Source organism: Paraplanobispora siamensis, assembly GCF_016863175.1.
Lineage (GTDB): Bacteria > Actinomycetota > Actinomycetes > Streptosporangiales > Streptosporangiaceae > Planobispora > Planobispora siamensis.
In genome coordinates this window covers 40,850-58,028 of record NZ_BOOJ01000010.1, presented here as the reverse complement: position 1 = coordinate 58,028, position 17,179 = coordinate 40,850, and the positions used below count along the sequence as shown (strand labels likewise).

The 17,179-nt window shown below is 71.5% G+C and carries 17 protein-coding genes and 1 tRNA gene; 8 read left to right on the top strand and 10 right to left on the bottom strand.

The window, feature by feature from the left end; genetic code table 11:
- Positions 1–55: 55 nt before the first annotated feature.
- Positions 56–1,378, top strand: a complete 1,323-nt coding sequence (locus tag Psi01_RS04870; protein WP_204062712.1) for an MFS transporter — start codon at positions 56–58, stop codon at positions 1,376–1,378.
- Between the two features lie 66 nt (positions 1,379–1,444).
- On the opposite strand, the gene Psi01_RS04865 is transcribed toward Psi01_RS04870, so the two are convergent.
- Together Psi01_RS04865 and Psi01_RS04860 are read right to left on the bottom strand one after the other, a co-directional pair.
- Positions 1,445–2,560, bottom strand: coding sequence for a 5-methyltetrahydropteroyltriglutamate--homocysteine S-methyltransferase (locus Psi01_RS04865; protein WP_239127096.1), 1,116 nt, complete (start codon positions 2,558–2,560; stop codon positions 1,445–1,447).
- A 57-nt stretch (positions 2,561–2,617) separates the two neighbouring features.
- Positions 2,618–4,096, bottom strand: a complete 1,479-nt coding sequence (locus Psi01_RS04860; protein WP_204062710.1) for an acyl-CoA synthetase — start codon at positions 4,094–4,096, stop codon at positions 2,618–2,620.
- A 659-nt stretch (positions 4,097–4,755) separates the two neighbouring features.
- Between Psi01_RS04860 and Psi01_RS04855 the strand changes: the two genes are divergently transcribed.
- Positions 4,756–5,322, top strand: a complete 567-nt coding sequence (locus tag Psi01_RS04855) for an alpha-amylase inhibitor (protein ID WP_204062709.1) — start codon at positions 4,756–4,758, stop codon at positions 5,320–5,322.
- A 134-nt stretch (positions 5,323–5,456) separates the two neighbouring features.
- Here the strand turns inward: Psi01_RS04855 and Psi01_RS04850 are convergent, their stop codons facing one another.
- Positions 5,457–6,254 (bottom strand): hypothetical protein, encoded by a 798-nt coding sequence (locus tag Psi01_RS04850; protein WP_204062708.1) that lies wholly within the window; start codon positions 6,252–6,254, stop codon positions 5,457–5,459.
- A 148-nt stretch (positions 6,255–6,402) separates the two neighbouring features.
- Here Psi01_RS04850 and Psi01_RS04845 point away from each other — a divergent pair, with 148 nt between their 5' ends.
- From Psi01_RS04845 to Psi01_RS44500, 3 genes are all read left to right on the top strand, one after another.
- A complete protein-coding gene (locus tag Psi01_RS04845) occupies positions 6,403–7,923 on the top strand; it encodes an N-acyl homoserine lactonase family protein (RefSeq protein ID WP_204062707.1) in 1,521 nt (506 codons plus the stop codon).
- Positions 7,920–8,561, top strand: a complete 642-nt coding sequence (locus Psi01_RS04840; RefSeq protein WP_204062706.1) for a TetR/AcrR family transcriptional regulator — start codon at positions 7,920–7,922, stop codon at positions 8,559–8,561. The genes Psi01_RS04845 and Psi01_RS04840 overlap by 4 nt, the downstream gene beginning before the upstream one ends.
- Positions 8,562–8,678: 117 nt before the next feature.
- A complete protein-coding gene (locus Psi01_RS44500) occupies positions 8,679–8,975 on the top strand; it encodes a WD40 repeat domain-containing protein (RefSeq protein ID WP_204062705.1) in 297 nt (98 codons plus the stop codon).
- A gap of 644 nt (positions 8,976–9,619) precedes the next feature.
- Here the strand turns inward: Psi01_RS44500 and Psi01_RS04830 are convergent.
- Positions 9,620–9,692, bottom strand: a tRNA-Ala gene (locus Psi01_RS04830).
- Positions 9,693–9,840: 148 nt separating this feature from the next.
- On the opposite strand from Psi01_RS04830, the gene Psi01_RS04825 reads away from it, so the two are divergent.
- A complete protein-coding gene (locus Psi01_RS04825) occupies positions 9,841–10,728 on the top strand; it encodes an RNA polymerase sigma-70 factor (protein WP_204062767.1) in 888 nt (295 codons plus the stop codon).
- 58 nt (positions 10,729–10,786) lie between these two features.
- Positions 10,787–11,950: an NAD(P)-binding protein gene (locus Psi01_RS04820; RefSeq protein ID WP_204062704.1), complete on the top strand. Its 1,164-nt coding sequence runs from the start codon at positions 10,787–10,789 to the stop codon at positions 11,948–11,950.
- A 59-nt stretch (positions 11,951–12,009) separates the two neighbouring features.
- Here Psi01_RS04820 and Psi01_RS04815 read toward each other — a convergent pair whose 3' ends face one another.
- The 5 genes from Psi01_RS04815 to Psi01_RS04795 form a co-directional block, all read right to left on the bottom strand.
- Positions 12,010–12,867, bottom strand: coding sequence for an alanyl-tRNA editing protein (locus Psi01_RS04815; RefSeq protein ID WP_204062703.1), 858 nt, complete (start codon positions 12,865–12,867; stop codon positions 12,010–12,012).
- 67 nt (positions 12,868–12,934) lie between these two features.
- Complete coding sequence (locus tag Psi01_RS04810) at positions 12,935–14,161, bottom strand: MFS transporter (RefSeq protein WP_204062702.1); 1,227 nt, start codon at positions 14,159–14,161, stop codon at positions 12,935–12,937.
- A gap of 216 nt (positions 14,162–14,377) precedes the next feature.
- Complete coding sequence (locus Psi01_RS04805) at positions 14,378–14,872, bottom strand: SRPBCC family protein (RefSeq protein WP_204062701.1); 495 nt, start codon at positions 14,870–14,872, stop codon at positions 14,378–14,380.
- A 109-nt stretch (positions 14,873–14,981) separates the two neighbouring features.
- Positions 14,982–15,464, bottom strand: a complete 483-nt coding sequence (locus tag Psi01_RS04800; protein ID WP_307819220.1) for a hypothetical protein — start codon at positions 15,462–15,464, stop codon at positions 14,982–14,984.
- Positions 15,461–15,823 (bottom strand): hypothetical protein, encoded by a 363-nt coding sequence (locus Psi01_RS04795; RefSeq protein ID WP_204062700.1) that lies wholly within the window; start codon positions 15,821–15,823, stop codon positions 15,461–15,463. The genes Psi01_RS04800 and Psi01_RS04795 overlap by 4 nt, the downstream gene beginning before the upstream one ends.
- A gap of 86 nt (positions 15,824–15,909) precedes the next feature.
- Between Psi01_RS04795 and Psi01_RS04790 the strand changes: the two genes are divergently transcribed.
- The gene (locus Psi01_RS04790) at positions 15,910–16,407 is read left to right on the top strand and encodes a 2-thiouracil desulfurase family protein (RefSeq protein ID WP_204062699.1); all 498 of its coding nucleotides are present in this window, start codon (positions 15,910–15,912) and stop codon (positions 16,405–16,407) included.
- A 33-nt stretch (positions 16,408–16,440) separates the two neighbouring features.
- Here the strand turns inward: Psi01_RS04790 and Psi01_RS04785 are convergent, their stop codons facing one another.
- Positions 16,441–17,133, bottom strand: a complete 693-nt coding sequence (locus tag Psi01_RS04785; protein WP_204062698.1) for a hypothetical protein — start codon at positions 17,131–17,133, stop codon at positions 16,441–16,443.
- Positions 17,134–17,179: the final 46 nt, after the last annotated feature.

Here is a 17,179-nt window from a genome sequence, read left to right as displayed (position 1 = left end):
GTGCGCCATACGTGTGGCCGCCCGGCACCGGCCACCTGACAGACAGGGCCCCGCCATGTCAGACACTCACGCATCCCGGCCGCCGGCCACCCAGCTCAGGCGCGCCGTACTGTCCAGCTATCTCGGCAGCCTGATCGAGTTCTACGACTTCCTGCTGTACGCCACCGCGGCGGCGACCTTCTTCCGTCAGATCTTCTTCTCCAACCTCGACCCGCGCGTCGGAACCGTGGCCGCGCTGGGCACCTTCACCACGGGCTACCTGGCCAGGCCGATCGGCGGCGTCCTGTTCGGGCACTTCGGCGACCGGCTGGGCCGCAAGCGGATGCTGGTGATCACCATGACCATGATGGGCGTGGCCAGCACGCTCATCGGCCTGCTGCCGACCTACGCCCAGGTCGGCCTCCTGGCACCGGTCCTGCTGGTGCTCCTGAGGATCGTGCAGGGCATCGCGATCGGCGGCGAGTGGGGCGGCGCGGTGCTGATCTCGGCCGAGCACGCCACCTCGCGGCGCGGCCTGTGGGCCGGGTTCACCAACGCCGGTGCGCCCAGCGGCATGGTGGTCTCCTCCCTGGTCCTGGCCCTCATGGCCGCCATCACCACCGAGCAGCAGTTCCTGTCCTGGGGCTGGCGGGTGCCGTTCCTGCTCAGCATCCTGCTGCTGGCACTGGGCCTGTTCGTGCGGCTGAAGGTCGAGGAGACCCCGGTGTTCGCCCGCGCCCGGCAGAGCGGGGTCGAGCGCATGCCGGTGGTGGAGGTGTTCCGCCGTCAGCCCGGCAACCTCGCGCTAGCGGTCGGCGTGGGCTTCGCGGCCTTCGTCACGCAGGCCACCATCACCACCTTCGTCATCTCCTTCGCGGTCGAGGAGGCGGGGTTCGCCCGGCCGACGGTGCTGAACGCCCTGACTCTGTCCTCCGCGCTGGCGGTGGTCGCCATCCTGTCCTTCGCCGCCCTGTCCGACCGCGTCGGCCGGCGCCCGGTGGTGCTCGGCGGCGCGGTCGCCATGGCCGTGCTGAGCTTCGCGCTCTTCCCCCTGATAAGCACCGGGTCGGCCGCCCTGCTCACGGTCGCGGTCGTGCTCGGCCAGTCGCTCGCGCATCCGGCCATGTACGGCCCGCTGGCCGCGCTGTACGCCGAGATGTTCGCCACCAGGACCCGCTACACCGGTGCCTCCCTCGGCTACCAGATCGCGGCCACCGGCGCCGGGTTCGCCCCGCTCGTCTTCGCCGCCATCCTCGAGGCGGGCGGCTCGACCGTGCTCATCTCCGCCGTGATGGCCGCGTGCTGCCTGGTGACGGTGGCGTCGGTCCTCATGACACGGGAGAGCCACCGGGCCGATCTGACCGACGAGCCCACGACGGCGGCGCGGACGGCCTCCTGACGACGGCGCGGGCGGCCTCCCACCGGGGCCGGGGCCGCCCGCCGGCGACCGCGCGGGACCGCCCGGTCAGCCCCAGACCTCCCGGGCGGTCTCGGCGATGAGGGCCAGCTTGGCGAACTGCTCCTCCGCGCTGAGCGCGTTGCCCTCGACCGTGGAGGAGAAGCCGCACTGCGGCGACAGGCACAGCCGGTCGCCGTCGACGAACTTGGCCGCCTCCTCGATGCGGCGCTTGAGGGTGTCCTTGGACTCCAGCTCGCCGCTCTTGGTGGTGACCAGGCCGAGCACCACCGTCTTGCCGGGCGGGACGAAGCGCAGCGGCTCGAACCCGCCCGACCGCTCGTCGTCGTACTCCAGGAAGAAGCCGTCCACGGCCAGCTCGCCGAAGAGCGCCTCGGCGACGAAGTCGTAACCGCCCGCCGCGGCCCAGGAGGAGCGGAAGTTGCCCCGGCACATGTGCGTGGTGACCGTCATGCCCTCCGGCTTGGCGGCCAGCGCGGCGTTGATCTGCTTGATGTAGCGCAGGTGCAGGTGCTCGGCGTCGTCACCGCGCGCGGCGATCTCGGCGCGCTGCGCGGGGTCGTTGAGGTAGGCCAGGCTGGTGTCGTCGAACTGCAGGTAGGTGCAGCCCAGTTCGCCGATCCGGCGGACCTGCTCGGCGTAGGCGGCGCTGAGGTCGGACCAGAACTCCTCGACGTCGGGATAGACGCCGGGGTCGATCGAGGCGGGGCCGCCCCGGTAGTGGACCATGCTGGGCGAGGGGACGGTCAGCTTGGGGGTGGCCGTGGTGACCGTGTCGCGCAGGAAGGCGAAGTCCTCGGCGAAGATCGTCTCATCGAGCCGGACCCGGTCGCGGACCCGCAGTGCGGCGGAGGTGAACTCGATCCGCCCCTGCGCGTTGGCGAACTTCACGGTGATGCGCTCGTCGGGGTTGGGGGCGACGCCGCCCAGCCGGTAGATGAAGTCCATGTGCCAGGAGGTGCGGCGGAACTCGCCGTCGGTGGCCGACTGCAGGCCGATCTCCTCCTGCCTGCGCACCACCTCGCGGATCGCCTCGTCCTCGATCTCGCGCAGCCGCTCGGCGGGGAGGTTCCCGGCTGCGGCGTCGTCGCGGGCCCGCAGCAGCCGCTCCGGGCGCAGCAGGCTGCCGACGTGGTCGGCGCGGAAGGGGGGTCGGGTACGCATCTGCATCACTTCTCCCACGTTGGACGGCCGTGATCCCGGCGAGCCGCGACGGGGTGGTCACGGCGCTCCGTGCGACGTTCTGAGCTGTGCCTTCAGTACCTTGCCCGCGGCGTTCCTGGGCAGCTGCGGGACGAATTCCACATATTTCGGGATTTTGAAGCGGGCCAGCCGGCCGTCCAGGTAGGCCAGCAGGTCGGCGCCCCCGCTCTTGGCGTCCGGCCGCAGGACGACCAGGGCCTTGCCGACCTCGCCCCACCGGTCGTCGGGTACGCCGATCACCGCGCACTCCGCCACATCGGGGTGCCCGTACAGCGCGCCCTCCACCTCGGCGGGATAGACGTTCTCCCCGCCAGAGATGATCATGTCGTTGATCCGGTCGGAGATGCGCACGTATCCGTCCTCGTCGGCGACGCCGATGTCGCCCGAGCGGAACCAGCCGTCCTGCGACAGCACCTTCCCGGTCTCCTCCGGACGGCGCCAGTAGCCCGGCGTCACGTTCGGCCCCTGCACGTGGACCTCTCCCGGCTCCCCCGGGGCCGCGGGCGCGCCGTCGGGCCCCACCAGCCGCACGTCGGAGAAGAAGCACGGCACGCCGGCCGTACCGGCCTTGGCGACGGAGTGCTCCGCCGCCAGGAACAGCGCCCCCGGCGACGTCTCGGTCATCCCGTACCCCTGCAGGAACGTCAGGCCGCGATCCTGGTAGGCCCGGATCAGCGGTTCGGGGACCGGCGCTCCCCCGCACAGCAGATAGCGCAGGCTGGACAGGTCCGCCCGCGGCCAGCGCGGCGACTGGGACAGGAAGGCGAACATCGCCGGGACGCCGAACATGACCGTGATCCGCTCGGCCTCGATCAGGTCGAAGGTCCGCTCCACGTCGAACACCGGCTCCAGTACGGCCGTGCCGCCCTTGAGCACGGTGGGGACCAGCGTCTGGGCCAGCGCGGCGATGTGGAAGAGCGGGGCGCCGATCAGGGTGACCTCGTCGTGCGCCAGCGGGACGTCGACCAGCAGGTTGAAGGTGTTCCACGTCAGGTTGGCGTGGGTGAGCATCGCCCCCTTGGGACGCCCCGTGGTGCCCGAGGTGTACATGATCAGGCACACCTCGTCGCGGTCCACGGGTTCGTCGATCGGCGCCGGATCGCCCGCCGCCGCCAGCTCCCCGTGGTCCGCCAGGCGGGCGGGCAGGTCGGCGGCGAGCCCCGTGTGCTCGGCACCCGCCAGCAGGACGGCGGGCTCGGCGTCGCGCAGGATGTAGCCGAGCTCCGGCGCGGCCAGGCGGGTGTTGAGCGGCACGAACACCGCACCCAGCGTGCCGGCGGCGAAGAAGGTCTCCACCAGCGCCGGATGGTTCACCCCGAGGTAGGCGACACGGTCGCCGCGCCGTACCCCCAGGTCTCGCAGGGCCGAGGCGAGCCTGTTCACCCTCGCGTGCAGCTCCCGGTAGGTCGTCCGGCCGCCGCGGTGGCTCAGCGCCGTCCGGTCCGGTGTCATCCTCGCCCGGCGTGCCGGCCACGAGCCGAGTCCCTGATTGCGCATCGGCACTCCTCGACGGACGGATCATCCCGCCATCAAGTTAGGCCAATATCTCACCGCTGTCACCACCGTGCCGAACATCGCTCGCCGCAGAGTTTCTCGCCGACTCTCCGGAATTTCATTCCGCGTCAATCCGGAAATGCCCCCGACCGTCGAATGCGACCGTCCGGAAAATGACAGTGTGAGTCTTCTCACAGATAAAGGTTCTGTACGGGATTCCCGCTGAAAAGCACCTCAGAGCCGTGTCGGCACCCTCCGTGCCCTCTTCGCGACAGATCGCTTCTTGCAATATTTCAGAAAGTTTCCACAAGGTCTTGCAAGGGCTCTGGGCCGTCATCAGAATCCGAGACCGCAAGGAGCTCCGTGCGTCCCGGAGACCCGTCACCGCAGCGACGGCGTCCCCGGGAGTCCACATCCGTCAGCGACCGAGGAGGATCCGCGGTGTCACCGCACCCCGCCGAACGCGCACAGAGAATCTCGACGACCGAGCGGTGATCCCGTCGAGGGCTCATCCGCTTTCCTCTCCGGAGAAACTCAGACGTCGTTTCCACGAGCTGCTCCGGAGCCATTCTCCGCACGGCCGTCCAACGGTTTCCTCGTCATTTCCAGAAAACGCGCAGGCCATTTCATCGGCCCGCGCCCGATCATTGGGGGAACAGCAGATGAAGTTCCGGTTCACCATGGCGGCGGCCGTCGCCGGCCTCGTCGTCGCCGCGCTGCTGGGCGCCGCCGGTCCCGCCGGCGCCCGCTCCGCCTCCGGCACGCCCGTCCCCGCCTGCCTGACCTACGGGCAGGACTGGCGCTACACCATGGCCACCAACGGCTGCGCCGAGAGGCTGACCTTCAGGATCGTCTACCAGGACGGCGAGCGGGGGACCTGCGTGTCCCTGGCGCCCGGCCAGACCTCCACCGTCGGCTCCGGGCACATCGGCCCGCACGGCAGAGTCGACCACCTGGAACTGTGCGCCGGCGACAGCACCGTGTTCGTCCGCCACGACGCGGGTTTCGGCAACGCGATCACCATCCGCGGTGACGTGCCGCCGCTGAGCTGGCACTCCGGCCTGCCGTGCGTCAACAGGGCCGCCGACCTGTGGGAGTGCACGGTCACCGGCATCCCCGACGGGCAGCGCTTCGCCTACAAGGTGCTGCTCAACGACCGTGTCTGGTCCACCGGAGCCGACCACACCGGCACCGGGGGCGGGGTCCACCACATCCAGCCCGCCTTCTGACGGCCGCCTTCCGACGCGGACACCGAATTCCGCGGCGGCCGTACGCCGGGCGGGTACGGCGAGGGCCGGGCGGGGACGATCGCGGTCCACCGCCCGGCCCGCTCATGACGATCGGCCGACGCTGTTTCCCGAGGCTATTTCACGGTCATGGTCTTGGCGGCCGGAGGCGCCTTGACGCTCACCCGGCTGCCCCACCCGGTGTAGCGGGTCTCGACGCTGATCTTGCTCTTCTCCCATTCCGCCGCGTTGTCGCGGGTGGGCCACGGGTAGAGGACGACCAGCCGCTCGGGGAGGTGGTCGGATCCCAGAGTGAGGGTGAAGTGCAGCACCTCGGATGCCTCCCCCTTCAACCGTCCGAACTCCCCGCTGTTCCGCGCCCACGGGGAGACCTTGTCCAGCGCGCCGAACGTGATCTTGCCGGAGTAGGTGCGCCCCGTCCGCTTCCCCTTCGCCATCAGGGCCTTCAGCGTCGCCGGCTCGGCCGCGTTCACCTGCTGGCTGTACTCGCCGCTGAGTCCGGCGCTCATGCCGTCCCGGTGCTTGATCCAGGTCTTGCCCTTCGACGGCCGCCAGCGGCCACCGGAGTAGTAGCTGGTGGTGCCGATCCTGATCGTCCGTTCCGGCTTGTCCCCGGGCTGGGGGAGATAGCTGAACCACTCGTCGGGAGTCGCCTCGCTGGTGCGCTTGACGCTGACCTCGGAGGCGACGATCGTGCCCTTGCCGAACTGGAAGGAGCCGGTGCGCCGCAGGAAAGGCGTCCTGTTGTCCTGGAACTCGACCAGGGTGGTGATGTCGGTGAACTTCACCCCCTTGCCCGCGACCAACCGGCTCTCCAACGCCTTGACCGGATCCGCGGAAGCCGCCTGGGCAGGTGCCGCCGCCACGGAGGTGATGGCCACGGCCGCGACGGCGCCCGCGATCACTCGCTTCACAGTGATGTCCTTTCAGCCCGGTATGGGAAGGGAAATCCTGCCGTCCCTTGATCACGAACGCGTCACACGCAACCGGGTCCCACAGGTGCCACCACCCTGTTCTTTTATGTAAACGCATCCGTTAGCGTTTACATAATGAGGTGATCGGATGCTGAAGACCCTGGGCAAGATCGGGCTGCTCGTCCCAGCCCTCGCGGTGGGCGCCGTCTGGCTGGTCGTCCTGCGACTGGAAAACGTGCCGGTGCCGCTGCTGGCGGCCTACGGACTGCTGTCGGCCGGAGCGATGGCCGGGCTGCTGTGGCCCGGTGCGCTCGGCCCGCCGTCCACGCGGCGCCGGGTGCTGACGTTCCTCGGAGTCCCGGCCGTCCTGGGCACGCTGGGGCTCTATCTCGCGGTCGTCTACCACGTCACGGACCTGCCGGTGCTGCTCGCGCTGGCCGCCGCGGGATGCCTGACATGGGCGGCGGCCTCCCTCCTGCGCGGACGCCGGCCGGCGGGCGGCCGGGGCGCCAGGCAGAGCAGGCGCGCCTTCCTGGCGGCCGGTGCCGGGCTGGCGCTGGGCGTGCTGAGCGGGCTCTCGGCCGGCCAGGTGGAACGGCGGCGCCGCGAGGCGCTGGCACGTGCGGAGCGGGAACGGCAGGCGGCCGTGCGCGCCCCGGGCGCGCGGCGGCGGATCATCGACGGCGCCGTACGGGTGTTCCCGATCCACACCGGCGACACCGTCGTCACCTACGGCCAGTTCTACGGCGGTCTGGCCGGCTGGGAGGGGCTGAACGGCTATCTGCGCACCCTGGTGGACAAGACGCAGATCGTGGTGCCGGTCTACGCCTATCTCATCGACCACCCCCGGCACGGCCTGCTGCTGGTCGACGCCGGTGTCAGCTGGGAACAGGCCCACGATCACGATGCGTACTACGACATGACCCCGCGCCTGCTGACCGAGCGCGACGAGTACCGGATGACCCTCGGGCAGGACCTGCGGGTCAGCCTGGCCCGGCTCGGCTACGACGCCGGGGAGATCACCACGGTGTTCCTCACCCACGTCCACGAGGACCACGCGGGAGGGCTGCGCCACCTGCCCCGGGCGACGGTGGTGCTGGATCGCCGCGACTGGGAGCACGGCGTGCTGTATCCGTACTCCTTCGCCCCGGTCGAGGACGACCTCTCCTTCCCGGCCTTCGACTCCGGCGCCTTCGGCGCCTTCCCCGCCAGCCAGGACCACTTCGGCGACGGCAGCGTCATCCTGCTGCCCACCCCCGGCCACTCGCCCGGCCACATGTGCGTGCTGCTGCGTCTGGAGTCCGGCAGCGTACTGTTCATGGGTGACACCCTCTACACGCTGCCCCATCTGGCCGTCGACCAGGTCCGGCAGATGACCGTCGGCGGCGCCGACACCGTCCGCCAGATCGAGGCCGCCCGGCGCATCCAGCACCTGCTGGCCTCCGAACCCGGCACCGTGCCGCTGTTCGCCCACGACAACACCCGCTACCAGTCCGACCTGGTCGCCTCCGTGTTCGCCCGGGGCGCGCCCGGCGAGGCGGGGCTGCGGGAGCTGCGCGGGCACATGGAGACCGTCCTCACCCCCGGCTGGCGGCTGCGGCCCGGGCACACCCCCCACTTCGTCGCGCCCTCCTCGGGGACGGGCCCGGGAAAGGTGGACTTCCGATGACCTCCGACCGTCGCACCCGGGGCAGGCCCCGCGACCCCGAGGCCGACGATGCGATCATGAAGGCGGCGCTGGAGCTGTTCGTGGAACGCGGTCTGGAGGGCGCCAACATCGAGCAGATCGCCAAGCGCGCCGGCGTGGCCAAGGTGACCGTCTACCGGCGCTGGTCGTCGAAGGAGGAGCTGCTCATCCAGGCGATCGAACGAGCCCGCACCCTCGTCCCCGAGGACGACATCTGGACCACCGCCGACGCCGCGGCGCAGCCGGTCGACGGGCGGCTCATGGACTCCTGGGCGAACACCCTCGGCGACGCCCGCTTCCGGGCGATCCTCGCCCAGCTCATCGGCTCCAGCGTCACCCAGCCGTCGCTGCTGGCCACCTACCGCGAGCAGTACATCCGGCCCCGCCGCCGGCTGATCCACGCCGCGCTGGAACGCGCCCGCCGCGACGGCCGGCTGGCCGCCGACGCCGACCTCGACACCGTGATCGACATGGTCGTGGGCGCGGCCGTGTACCGCATGCTCGTCGACCAGGACTCCCCGGCCGACCCCGCCGCCGCACGCCGGTACCTGCAGGCCGTCCTCAACCAGGCCGACCGCCTGATACGCCCCCGGCAGGAGCAGGGACGAGAACCCACATGACCGGACACACCGGGCCGTCCGCCGGTGTCAGATGAGTGACTCCTGAAGCGGAGAGCAGTACGGCGATGCGTACCGGGCGGGTGAGCCCACCCGTCAGGCGTCTCCCCGCCGGGCCGGGTGCTGCCCGCCCACGCTGCGCCGCACGGCGGCCGAGCCGGGTGCCTATCGGGCCGAGCGGGGCGTGATGTTGCTGCGACCCTCCTGCCGCCACCTGGCGCCCCGGAAGGCTCGGGGCAGCGTCCCGTCCACTCCATCGATCACCTTCCGGCGCGGTCGATCTCCGCGATCGCCTTCCACCCCGACGGGCACCTGCTGGCCACCGCCGGCGCAGACGGCACCGCGCGGCTGTGGCACATCACCGACAACGTCCGTGACGCGCCCGTGGAACACGGCATCCCCGTATCCGGTCGGTGAACACCGGGCACACCGGCGGATGGGGGAGGACGGGCCATAAGGCGCGGAGAAGGTCGTACAGGTGGGTCGGTGACTGCAGGACCGCCTCTCGACAGGGGTGTTCCGCAAGACTGTCCCTCCGGATGGAGGGTCACGGGGTGTCTTGCTCGATCTCCGAAGGTGCTGGAGGGCAGGTTCGTTACTCCGCCTTCGGGGTTCCGCCGGTGGCCGGATGCTGCAGCGGTGAGTCCGGCCGTCTCCAACGGCCGATACATCCTGGCGTCGTCGCGTCACAGGTGGACAACGCCCGGGCGCGCGGCCTCTCGGCCATAGGCGAGGACGAGCCGCAACGCGTTCCGAAACTGCTCGACCGCTTCGTCGTCCACCTCGATCCTCAGCATCCTTCGCCGTTTCTGCTCCGGCGTGGCGGTCGGGTCCGTCTGCCGTACGGCGCAGCCCGGGTGGGCGACACCCGGCCGGCCACGGACGCGCTCCACGGGTGGGCTCACCTGCCCGGCACAAACCGCCGTACGGCGCGCATGATCACAAGGTGATCAGGAAAGTCAGACGGTCTCCCGGACGAGCCCGCCGGCGGCCACGGCATCCGGGAAGACGACGAGATCCCGCCCGATCGAGATGATCAGACGGGATCTCGCTTCACACTGTGGAGCTATGGGGATTCGAACCCCAGACCTCCTCCATGCCATGGAGGCGCGCTACCAGCTGCGCCATAGCCCCTTGCGGTGTGGAGTGTCCCTCGCGGAACGCGGCACAGAAGAATCCTAGCCGACTCCGTGACCGCCTCGCGCCATCATTATGGGCGGTCTCTCCCTGAAGATGTCACGCCGGGCAGGGCGTGATACGTCCTAGGTCCATGTCCGTCGAGATGACCGTCGAACGCTTCGAACGACACCGCGACCTGCTGACCGGGGTGGCCTACCGGATCCTGGGCACCGTCGCCGACGCCGAGGACGTCGTGCAGGAGGCGTGGTTGCGCTGGTCGGGTGTGGACGCCGGCGTCGTCGAGGACGACCGGGCCTACCTGATCAGGGTGACCACCCGGCTGTCCATCGACCGGCTGCGGCGGATCGGGGCCCGCCGGGAGTCCTATGTCGGGGAGTGGCTGCCCGAGCCGGTCGCCACCGGCGCGGACGTGGCCGAGCGGGTGGAGCTGACCACCTCGGTGGAGCTGGCGCTGCTGGTGGTGCTGGAGACCCTCTCGCCGCTGGAGCGGGCGGTGTTCGTGCTGCGGGAGGCGTTCGGCCTGCCGTACGCGGAGATCGGGGAGGCGATCGGGCGCAGCGAGGCGACGGCCCGGCAGCTCTCGCGCCGGGCGCGGCGGCACGTCGAGGAGCGGCGCCCGAGGTTCGAGGTGGACCGGGCCAGGCGCCGGGAGATCACCGAGCGTTTCATCGGCGCCGCCGTGGACGGGGACCTGGAGGGCCTCGTCTCGATGCTCGCCGCCGACGCCACGCTGGTGGGCGACGGCGGCGGGAAGGTCAGGGCGCCGCTGCGGAGCATCACCGGCGCCGACAAGATCGCGCGTCTTCTCATCTCGATCGCGTCCGAGACGGGCGCCCGGCGGTTCCTGGAGTCCGTCGGCCTCACCGAAGCCGACGGCATCACCGTGGAGTTCCCGGAGGTCAACGACGCCCCGGCGGCCGTGGTCACCGCCGGCGGGCGGGCGATCACGATGTTCTCCCTGGTCGTGCGGGACGGGCTGATCGAGACGATCTATCTTGTCGTCAACCCGGAGAAACTCTCCCGCGTGTGATGTCACGAATCCGGCCTGTGATGTCACGAATGCCGTGACGCCTCGCGTCATGAGGGGCATGAGACGAGAAATCACCATCATCGGCGGCGGCCTCGCCGGGCTCACCGCGGCCATCGCGTGCGCCGAGGGCGGCGCCGCCGTCACCCTCCACGAGGCCCATCGGTCGCTCGGCGGACGGGCCCGCTCGTCCGCGGCGCCGTACATCGCCAACGACGGGCCGCACGTGTTCTACTCCGACGGCGCGCCGTGGCGCTGGATGGCGGCCCGCAGGCTGGTCCAGCCGTTCCGCAAGCCCACGCTCGGCGAGATCGCGCGGAGCCGGCTCCGGTACGGCGGCCGCCTGACCCTGACCCCTCCCTGGCCGCTGGTGAGCGCGCTGACCAAGCGCAAGGCGGTGGCCCCGGTGGATCAGGACTTCCGCAGCTGGGCCACCGAGCGCTTCGGCGCGGAGGCGATGCGCGCGGCCTGCGGGCTCGTGGGCGTCATCACCTTCGACGCCGACCCCGGGCGGCTGTCGGCCGCGTTCGTCTGGGAGCGGGCGCTGCGGGCGAGCGCGCCGCAGTATCCGGCCCCGCGCTACGTCGTCGGCGGCTGGCGGAAGGTGGTCGAACGGATGGCCGCCCACGCCCGCGGGCTCGGCGTGCGGATCGAGACCGGATCGCGGGTGGACCGCCTGCCGGAGGACACGCCCGTGATCGTCGCGACCTCGCTGGAGGCGGCCGGGCCCCTGCTGGGCGAGGAGTCCCTGCGCTGGGAGAGCGGCCGGGCGGTCCTGCTGGATCTCGGGCTCGCCCGCAGCCCGCGGGACGTGTTCTTCGCCTCGGACCTGGACGAGGGCGGGTTCGTCGAGCAGTACGGCATGGCGGACCGCACGCTGGCCCCGGCCGGGCACACGCTCGCGCAGCTGGAGATGCCGCTGCGGGCGGGTGAGGCGAAGGCCGACGGGCTCGCCCGGCTGGAGCGCCTGGCCGACCTGGCCCTGCCGGGCTGGCGTGAGCGCACGACCTGGCGGCGGGAGGCGGTGTCGAACGGCCGCAGCGGCGCCCTGGACCTGCCCGGCACCTCCTGGCGGGACCGGCCGGCGATCGACCGGGGTGACGGCGTCTGGCTGGCCGGTGACTCGGTCGCGGCCCCGGGCATGCTCAGCGAGGTCTCCACGCACAGCGCCCTGGCGGCGGCCCGCGGCGCGCTGCGCGCCGTGGGTTCGCCCGTGGCGGCCTGACCCCGTCACCCGGTGACCGGCGACGACGCGGGGGCCGTCGCCGGTCACGGGGAGGCCGGTCAGTCCGGGGACACCGCGGTGAGCATGGTCAGCTCCGAGCCGTCGGCCGACAGCTCCAGGGTGACGGTGGCCGTCCCGAGCTCGGAGGTGCGCGACAGGTGCGTGCCCCCGCACGGGATGCTCACCGCCCCCTCGGGCAGGTCGCAGTGCCAGGTACGGCGGGCGGTCAGCTCGGGTCCTGGGCTATCGACCCGGACCGGGGCGTCGGCCGCGATCCACTCCTTGAGCCGGTCTCCGGCCCGCCGGGCGATCTCCGGGAGCTCCTCGGCCAGCCCGTCGGCGGTGAAGCCCTTGCGACGCAGGGACTTGCCCAGCCGGTAGACGTCGCGGCTGCCGTACGGGGTGATCCGAGAGGAGGTGATGGCCGTCTGGTCGAAGTCGGGATTGCCCAGCCCGTCGGCCGGGATCTCCTTGCGCCAGCGATCGGCCAGCGCGGCGTTGAGCGCCAGGGCGGCCAGGTGGCAGGCGGTGTGCCCGGCCGACAGGGCCCGGCGGTGCCGCGCGTCCACCGCCAGCTCGACCTCGCCGTCGGGCGGGCTCGGCGGGGGCGTGCCGGTCACGTGGACGACGAGCCAGTGCCAGCCCTCGGTCCCCCGGCGGACCGGGATGTCCGCGCCGAGGTGGACGGTCTCCCCGCCGTCCTGAACGGCTCCGGTGACGCAGTCGAGGACCGGGACGCCGCCGATCGTGCCGGTGTCGGCGGGCTGGTCCGGCCAGGTGTGGTCCAGCGGGTGGAAGGGGGTCTCGGTGACGATCACGCCGTGCCGGTCCCCCACCGGCACGATCCCCACGACCGCCGAGCTTCCCCCCACGTCTCCCGCCGGATAGGTGACCAGCGTCGATGCCTCGATCTTCATGCCCTCATGATGCCAGTACGGCCTGCGCCGCCCCCGAGGAGGCGCAGGCCGTACCCCGCTCCGGGACTCAGCGGGCCAGGGCCCGCTCGTCCTCCAGATAGCGCGAGCGACCGGCGTACCAGCCGACGGCGAGCTGCACCGCGACCACGGCGAACAACAGCGCGAAGGGCGCCGTCCAGCCGCCGGTCGCCTCGTGCATCACGCCGACGACCAGCGGACCGGCGCCGGCGATGAGGTATCCGGCGCTCTGCCCGAAGGCGGACAGCGCGGCGGTGGCCTCGGGGGTGCGGGTGCGCAGGGCGAGCATGGTCAGCGCCAGCGGGAAGGAGCCCATCCCGATCCCGACCAGGACCACGAACAGCCAGGCCCAGGCGGCCGGGGCCAGCCACAGGCCGAGGAAGCCGGTCACGTAGAACACCACGAACGCCGCCACCACGGGGCGCTGGTCGGAGAACTTCTCGGCGACCGACGGCACGATCAGGGAGACGGGGATGCTGATGGCGGTGAAGACGCCCAGCAGCAGACCGGCCTGGCCGGTGGTGAGGCCGCCGTCGGTGAGGATCGTCGGCAGGAACCCGAACATGATGTAGGCGACCATGCTCTGCGTCCCGAAGTAGGCGGCGACCGCCCAGGCCAGCCTGCTGCGCAGCAGCGTCCGCATGCCGAGGGCGCGGGCGCCGGTGCTCTCCGGCTCGGCGCGCAGCAGCACCAGCCACGGGAGCGCGGCGACGGCGGCCAGCGCCGCCCACACCCCGAGCGCGACGTGCCAGTTGCCGTCGGCGGCCCGCTCGATCGGGACGGTCGCCGCGGCGGCGAGCATCGTGCCGACCGCGAGGGCCGTGGTGTAGACGGTGGTCATGGTCCCGGCCCGGCCCGGGAAGTGGCGCTTGATCAGGGTGGGGATGAGCACGTTGCCCACCGCTCCGCCGGACAGCGCCAGGGCGCTGCTGAACAGGAAGACCTCCGCCGAGTCCACCATCGCGCGGATCAGCAGGCCCGCGCCCAGCGCGAGCAGGGCGAGCAGCAGCAGCCGGTGGTCGCCGGCCTTCCTGGCCATCGCGGGGGTCACCGCGCCGACCGTGGCGAAGATGAGCACGGGGAGGGTGGTCAGCAACCCGACCCCGGCCCCGGACATGCCCAGGCCCGCCGAGATGTGGTCGAGGACCGGTCCGACGCTGGTGACGGCGGTGCGCAGGTTCAGCGCGGCGAGGACGATGCCCAGCACGAGCAACCATGCCAGGGGTCCCGGCCTTGTCTGGGTGCGGCCCCGGGCTTCCTGGGTGAGCACGCTCATGCGGGTTCAGTCCTCCTGATGTCAGCGTCTATTCATGGGATGATTGGTCGACCCTGACTTTAACAGGACTGAAATATGAATTTGTTCCTGACGTGAAGAACCCCTGACAAGGTGAAAGCCCGGACCCCTCTCCGTTGACAGAGAGGAACCCGGGCCTCCGGTGACCTGCGGGGTACGGCTCCGCGGAACCGTACCGCCGGGAACGGAGAGCCGCCCTTAGAACTGCCCGCCCGGGAGCGTGCCCGTGCCCCGGTCCTGCGGGCCGGGGACGTCACCGCGCCAGGCGCCCGTCTCGGCGCCGCGCGCCTCGATGAACGTCTTGAAACGCTCCAGGTCGCCGCGGACGCGGAGCCGGACGATCTGCAGCCAGTCACCGACCGTCTCGGCGAAGCCCTCCGGGTCGTACTCCATCTGGAGCGTGACCCGGGTGGTGTCGGGGGTCAGGTGGTGGAAGGTCACCACACCCGCCTGGTGCGGCCGGTCGATGGACTTCCAGGCCACCCGCTCGTCGGGGTGCTGCTCGGTGATCTCCGCCTCGAACTCGCGGCGGACGCCGGCGATCTCCACGATCCACGCGGTACGCGTGTCGCTGATCTGCTTGACCGACTCGACGCCCTCCATGAACTCGGGGAAGCTCTCGAACTGGGTCCACTGGTTGTAGGCCGTGCGAATCGGCACGTTCACGTCGATGGACTGCTCGATAGTGCTCACGATCCTGCCTTCCTGTTGGGGTCGGGGAAGGCAGGACTGCCCGAGTCGGCGCGGGGCTAACACCCCGGGATGTCGGAAACCCGTCACACGCGACGTCGGAGCGACTTTTTTACGGCTGCCTGCGCCGCGACAACCAGTACAGGCCGATCAACGGCAGGACCATCGGGATGAAGACGTATCCGCTCCCGAAGCCCGACCAGACCGTGGCCTTCGGGAAAGCCTCCGGATCCGCCAGGCTGAGCGTGCCCACGATCAGCACCCCGGCCAGCTCGATGCCGCAGGCCACCAGGGCCAGTGTGCGCCTGCCCATGGCCAGGGCCACCGCGAGCAGGAGATAGACCACGGCGGCGAAGGCCGACAGCGAGTAGGCCAGCGGGGCCTCGTCGAACTGCCGCGCGATCTGCACGGCCGCCCGCGACCCGGCGGCGAGGGCGAAGACGGCGTAGACCGCCACCAGGACCCGGCCCGGCCCGGAGCCGATGCCGTGCCCGTCCCCGCCGTGCCCGTTCCCGGAGGAGGGGGCGGCGGCGCCCGCCTCGTGACCGGAGTCCGTGTTCACGGGCGTGTCGTGCCCGTTGGTCGTCCCGCTCATGCCACCCCCTGCCAGATCTGCATCATCCGCCCGACCATGCCCGGGATCGCGAAGCCCGCGACCGCGATCACCGCCGGGCCCCAGCGGGAGCGTTCGCCCACTCCCCAGAACGCCGCCACCGGCGGGATCACCACGGTGCCCAGCATGTAGCCGATCAGGGTCGCCGTCTCCTCAGGGCCCTCGCCCCGCACCAGCGCGGCGATCAGGAACCCCGCCTGGATGAGCAGGCCGAGCTCCAGCACGCCGAGGGCGACGAGGAGCAGGTTGCCCATCGCCTTGTTCAGCGCGGTCGTCAGCAGACTGACCAGCGCGATCACCAGTGCCAGCACGATCAGGCCGATCGCGAGCGGATCGATCATCGGGACCTCAGGAGGTTTGCGGACATGGGCAGTAGGGTACTGCCCGCCCGCCCCGCCCCCTGATCCGAGGCGCATAGGCTGGGAACGTGGAGAGAATCCTGGTCAGCGCCTGCCTGATGGGGCGGAAGGTCCGTTACGACGGGGCCGCCAAGACGAGCGGCGACGCCCTGCTGGCCGACTGGCGCCGGGAGGGACGCCTGGTCCCCTTCTGCCCGGAGGTCGAGGGCGGCCTGCCCGTCCCCCGCCCGGCCGCCGAGATCGAGGCCGGCGCCGGGGGCGCGGCGGTGCTCGCGGGGGCCGCCAGAGTGCTGGCCGCCGACGGGAGCGACGTCACCCAGGCCTTCCTCGCCGGGGCCCAGGCCGCGCTCGCCGTCGCCACGTCCTTCGACGTCAAGATCGCCGTTCTGAAGGAGGGCAGCCCCTCCTGCGGCAGCCTGACCATCTACGACGGCGGTTTCCGCGGCCACCGCCTGCCGGGCCAGGGCGTCACCACCGCCCTGCTGGAGCTGCACGGCATCGCGGTCTTCTCCGAGGACCGGATCGCCGAGGCGGGCAAGCTGCTGCGGGAGATCGAGAACGGCTGACCCGCGCGCCGTACGCCCGCGCCTCCGTACGGGTCAGTACTCCCAGGTGTCGGTGCGGTTCTCGTGCCCGATGCAGAAGGCCGAGGAGCCGTGGTCACCCTGGAACAGGTCCACCCGGATCCAGCCGTCGGCCTGGGAGATCCTGGTCTGGTAACCGGAGACGGGCACGGCCGACACCAGGCGGCAGGCGCCGTTCTCGATCGTGAACGAGACGGTGCCGCCCTTGACCTGCACCACCCGCACGTTCTGGTTCGCCGCCGCCTGGGTGGCCGGCTGGGGCGCGGAGGTGGTCTGGGCCGCCCGGGGGGCCGAGGTGGTCCGGGCGGGCCGGGGCGCCGCGGTGGTGCGGGCGGTCGTCGGCGTGGTGCGCGCCGGGACCGGCTTGATCCCCGGGCTGCTCGACGAGCGCTTGGGGCTCGGCGACGTACGCGGCCGCGCGGAGGTGCCGCCCGCCTGCTCCGAGCGGGCCGGGCGCGGCCGGGCGGCAGGGGTCGGCGTACCGCTCTCGCCGGGGCTGGGCGACACCGCCGGGGTGCCGAGGAACTCCGCCGGTTCGATCGGCGGCGGCGTCTCGCCCGTCCGCCCGTCCGCGGCGCTGAGCGGCTCGATCTTCACGTCGTCGAAGGCCCCTCGGTGGAGCACGTCCCGGACGCCGAACCAGGCGACGGAGGTCGCCATGACCGTGGCGCCCACCCACACCGCTACGAAGCCCAGCTTTTGCCGCATGCGGTGAATTATTACCCCAGATGTCTCTTTGTTCACTACGGTTACC

What these genes read in the sequence shown, in the direction of transcription:
- Psi01_RS04815 (WP_204062703.1), bottom strand. Translation starts at nt 12,867, where the DNA reads ATGAAGATCGAGGCATCGACGCTGGTCACCTATCCGGCGGGAGACGTG.
- Psi01_RS04825 (WP_204062767.1), top strand. Translation starts at nt 9,841, where the DNA reads ATGACCGTCGAACGCTTCGAACGACACCGCGACCTGCTGACCGGGGTG.
- Psi01_RS04870 (WP_204062712.1), top strand. Translation starts at nt 56, where the DNA reads ATGTCAGACACTCACGCATCCCGGCCGCCGGCCACCCAGCTCAGGCGC.
- Psi01_RS04810 (WP_204062702.1), bottom strand. Translation starts at nt 14,161, where the DNA reads ATGAGCGTGCTCACCCAGGAAGCCCGGGGCCGCACCCAGACAAGGCCG.
- Psi01_RS04820 (WP_204062704.1), top strand. Translation starts at nt 10,787, where the DNA reads ATGAGACGAGAAATCACCATCATCGGCGGCGGCCTCGCCGGGCTCACC.
- Psi01_RS04800 (WP_307819220.1), bottom strand. Translation starts at nt 15,464, where the DNA reads ATGAGCGGGACGACCAACGGGCACGACACGCCCGTGAACACGGACTCC.
- Psi01_RS04795 (WP_204062700.1), bottom strand. Translation starts at nt 15,823, where the DNA reads ATGATCGATCCGCTCGCGATCGGCCTGATCGTGCTGGCACTGGTGATC.
- Psi01_RS04845 (WP_204062707.1), top strand. Translation starts at nt 6,403, where the DNA reads ATGCTGAAGACCCTGGGCAAGATCGGGCTGCTCGTCCCAGCCCTCGCG.
- Psi01_RS04840 (WP_204062706.1), top strand. Translation starts at nt 7,920, where the DNA reads ATGACCTCCGACCGTCGCACCCGGGGCAGGCCCCGCGACCCCGAGGCC.
- Psi01_RS04785 (WP_204062698.1), bottom strand. Translation starts at nt 17,133, where the DNA reads ATGCGGCAAAAGCTGGGCTTCGTAGCGGTGTGGGTGGGCGCCACGGTC.
- Psi01_RS04865 (WP_239127096.1), bottom strand. Translation starts at nt 2,560, where the DNA reads ATGCGTACCCGACCCCCCTTCCGCGCCGACCACGTCGGCAGCCTGCTG.
- Psi01_RS04860 (WP_204062710.1), bottom strand. Translation starts at nt 4,096, where the DNA reads ATGCGCAATCAGGGACTCGGCTCGTGGCCGGCACGCCGGGCGAGGATG.
- Psi01_RS04855 (WP_204062709.1), top strand. Translation starts at nt 4,756, where the DNA reads ATGAAGTTCCGGTTCACCATGGCGGCGGCCGTCGCCGGCCTCGTCGTC.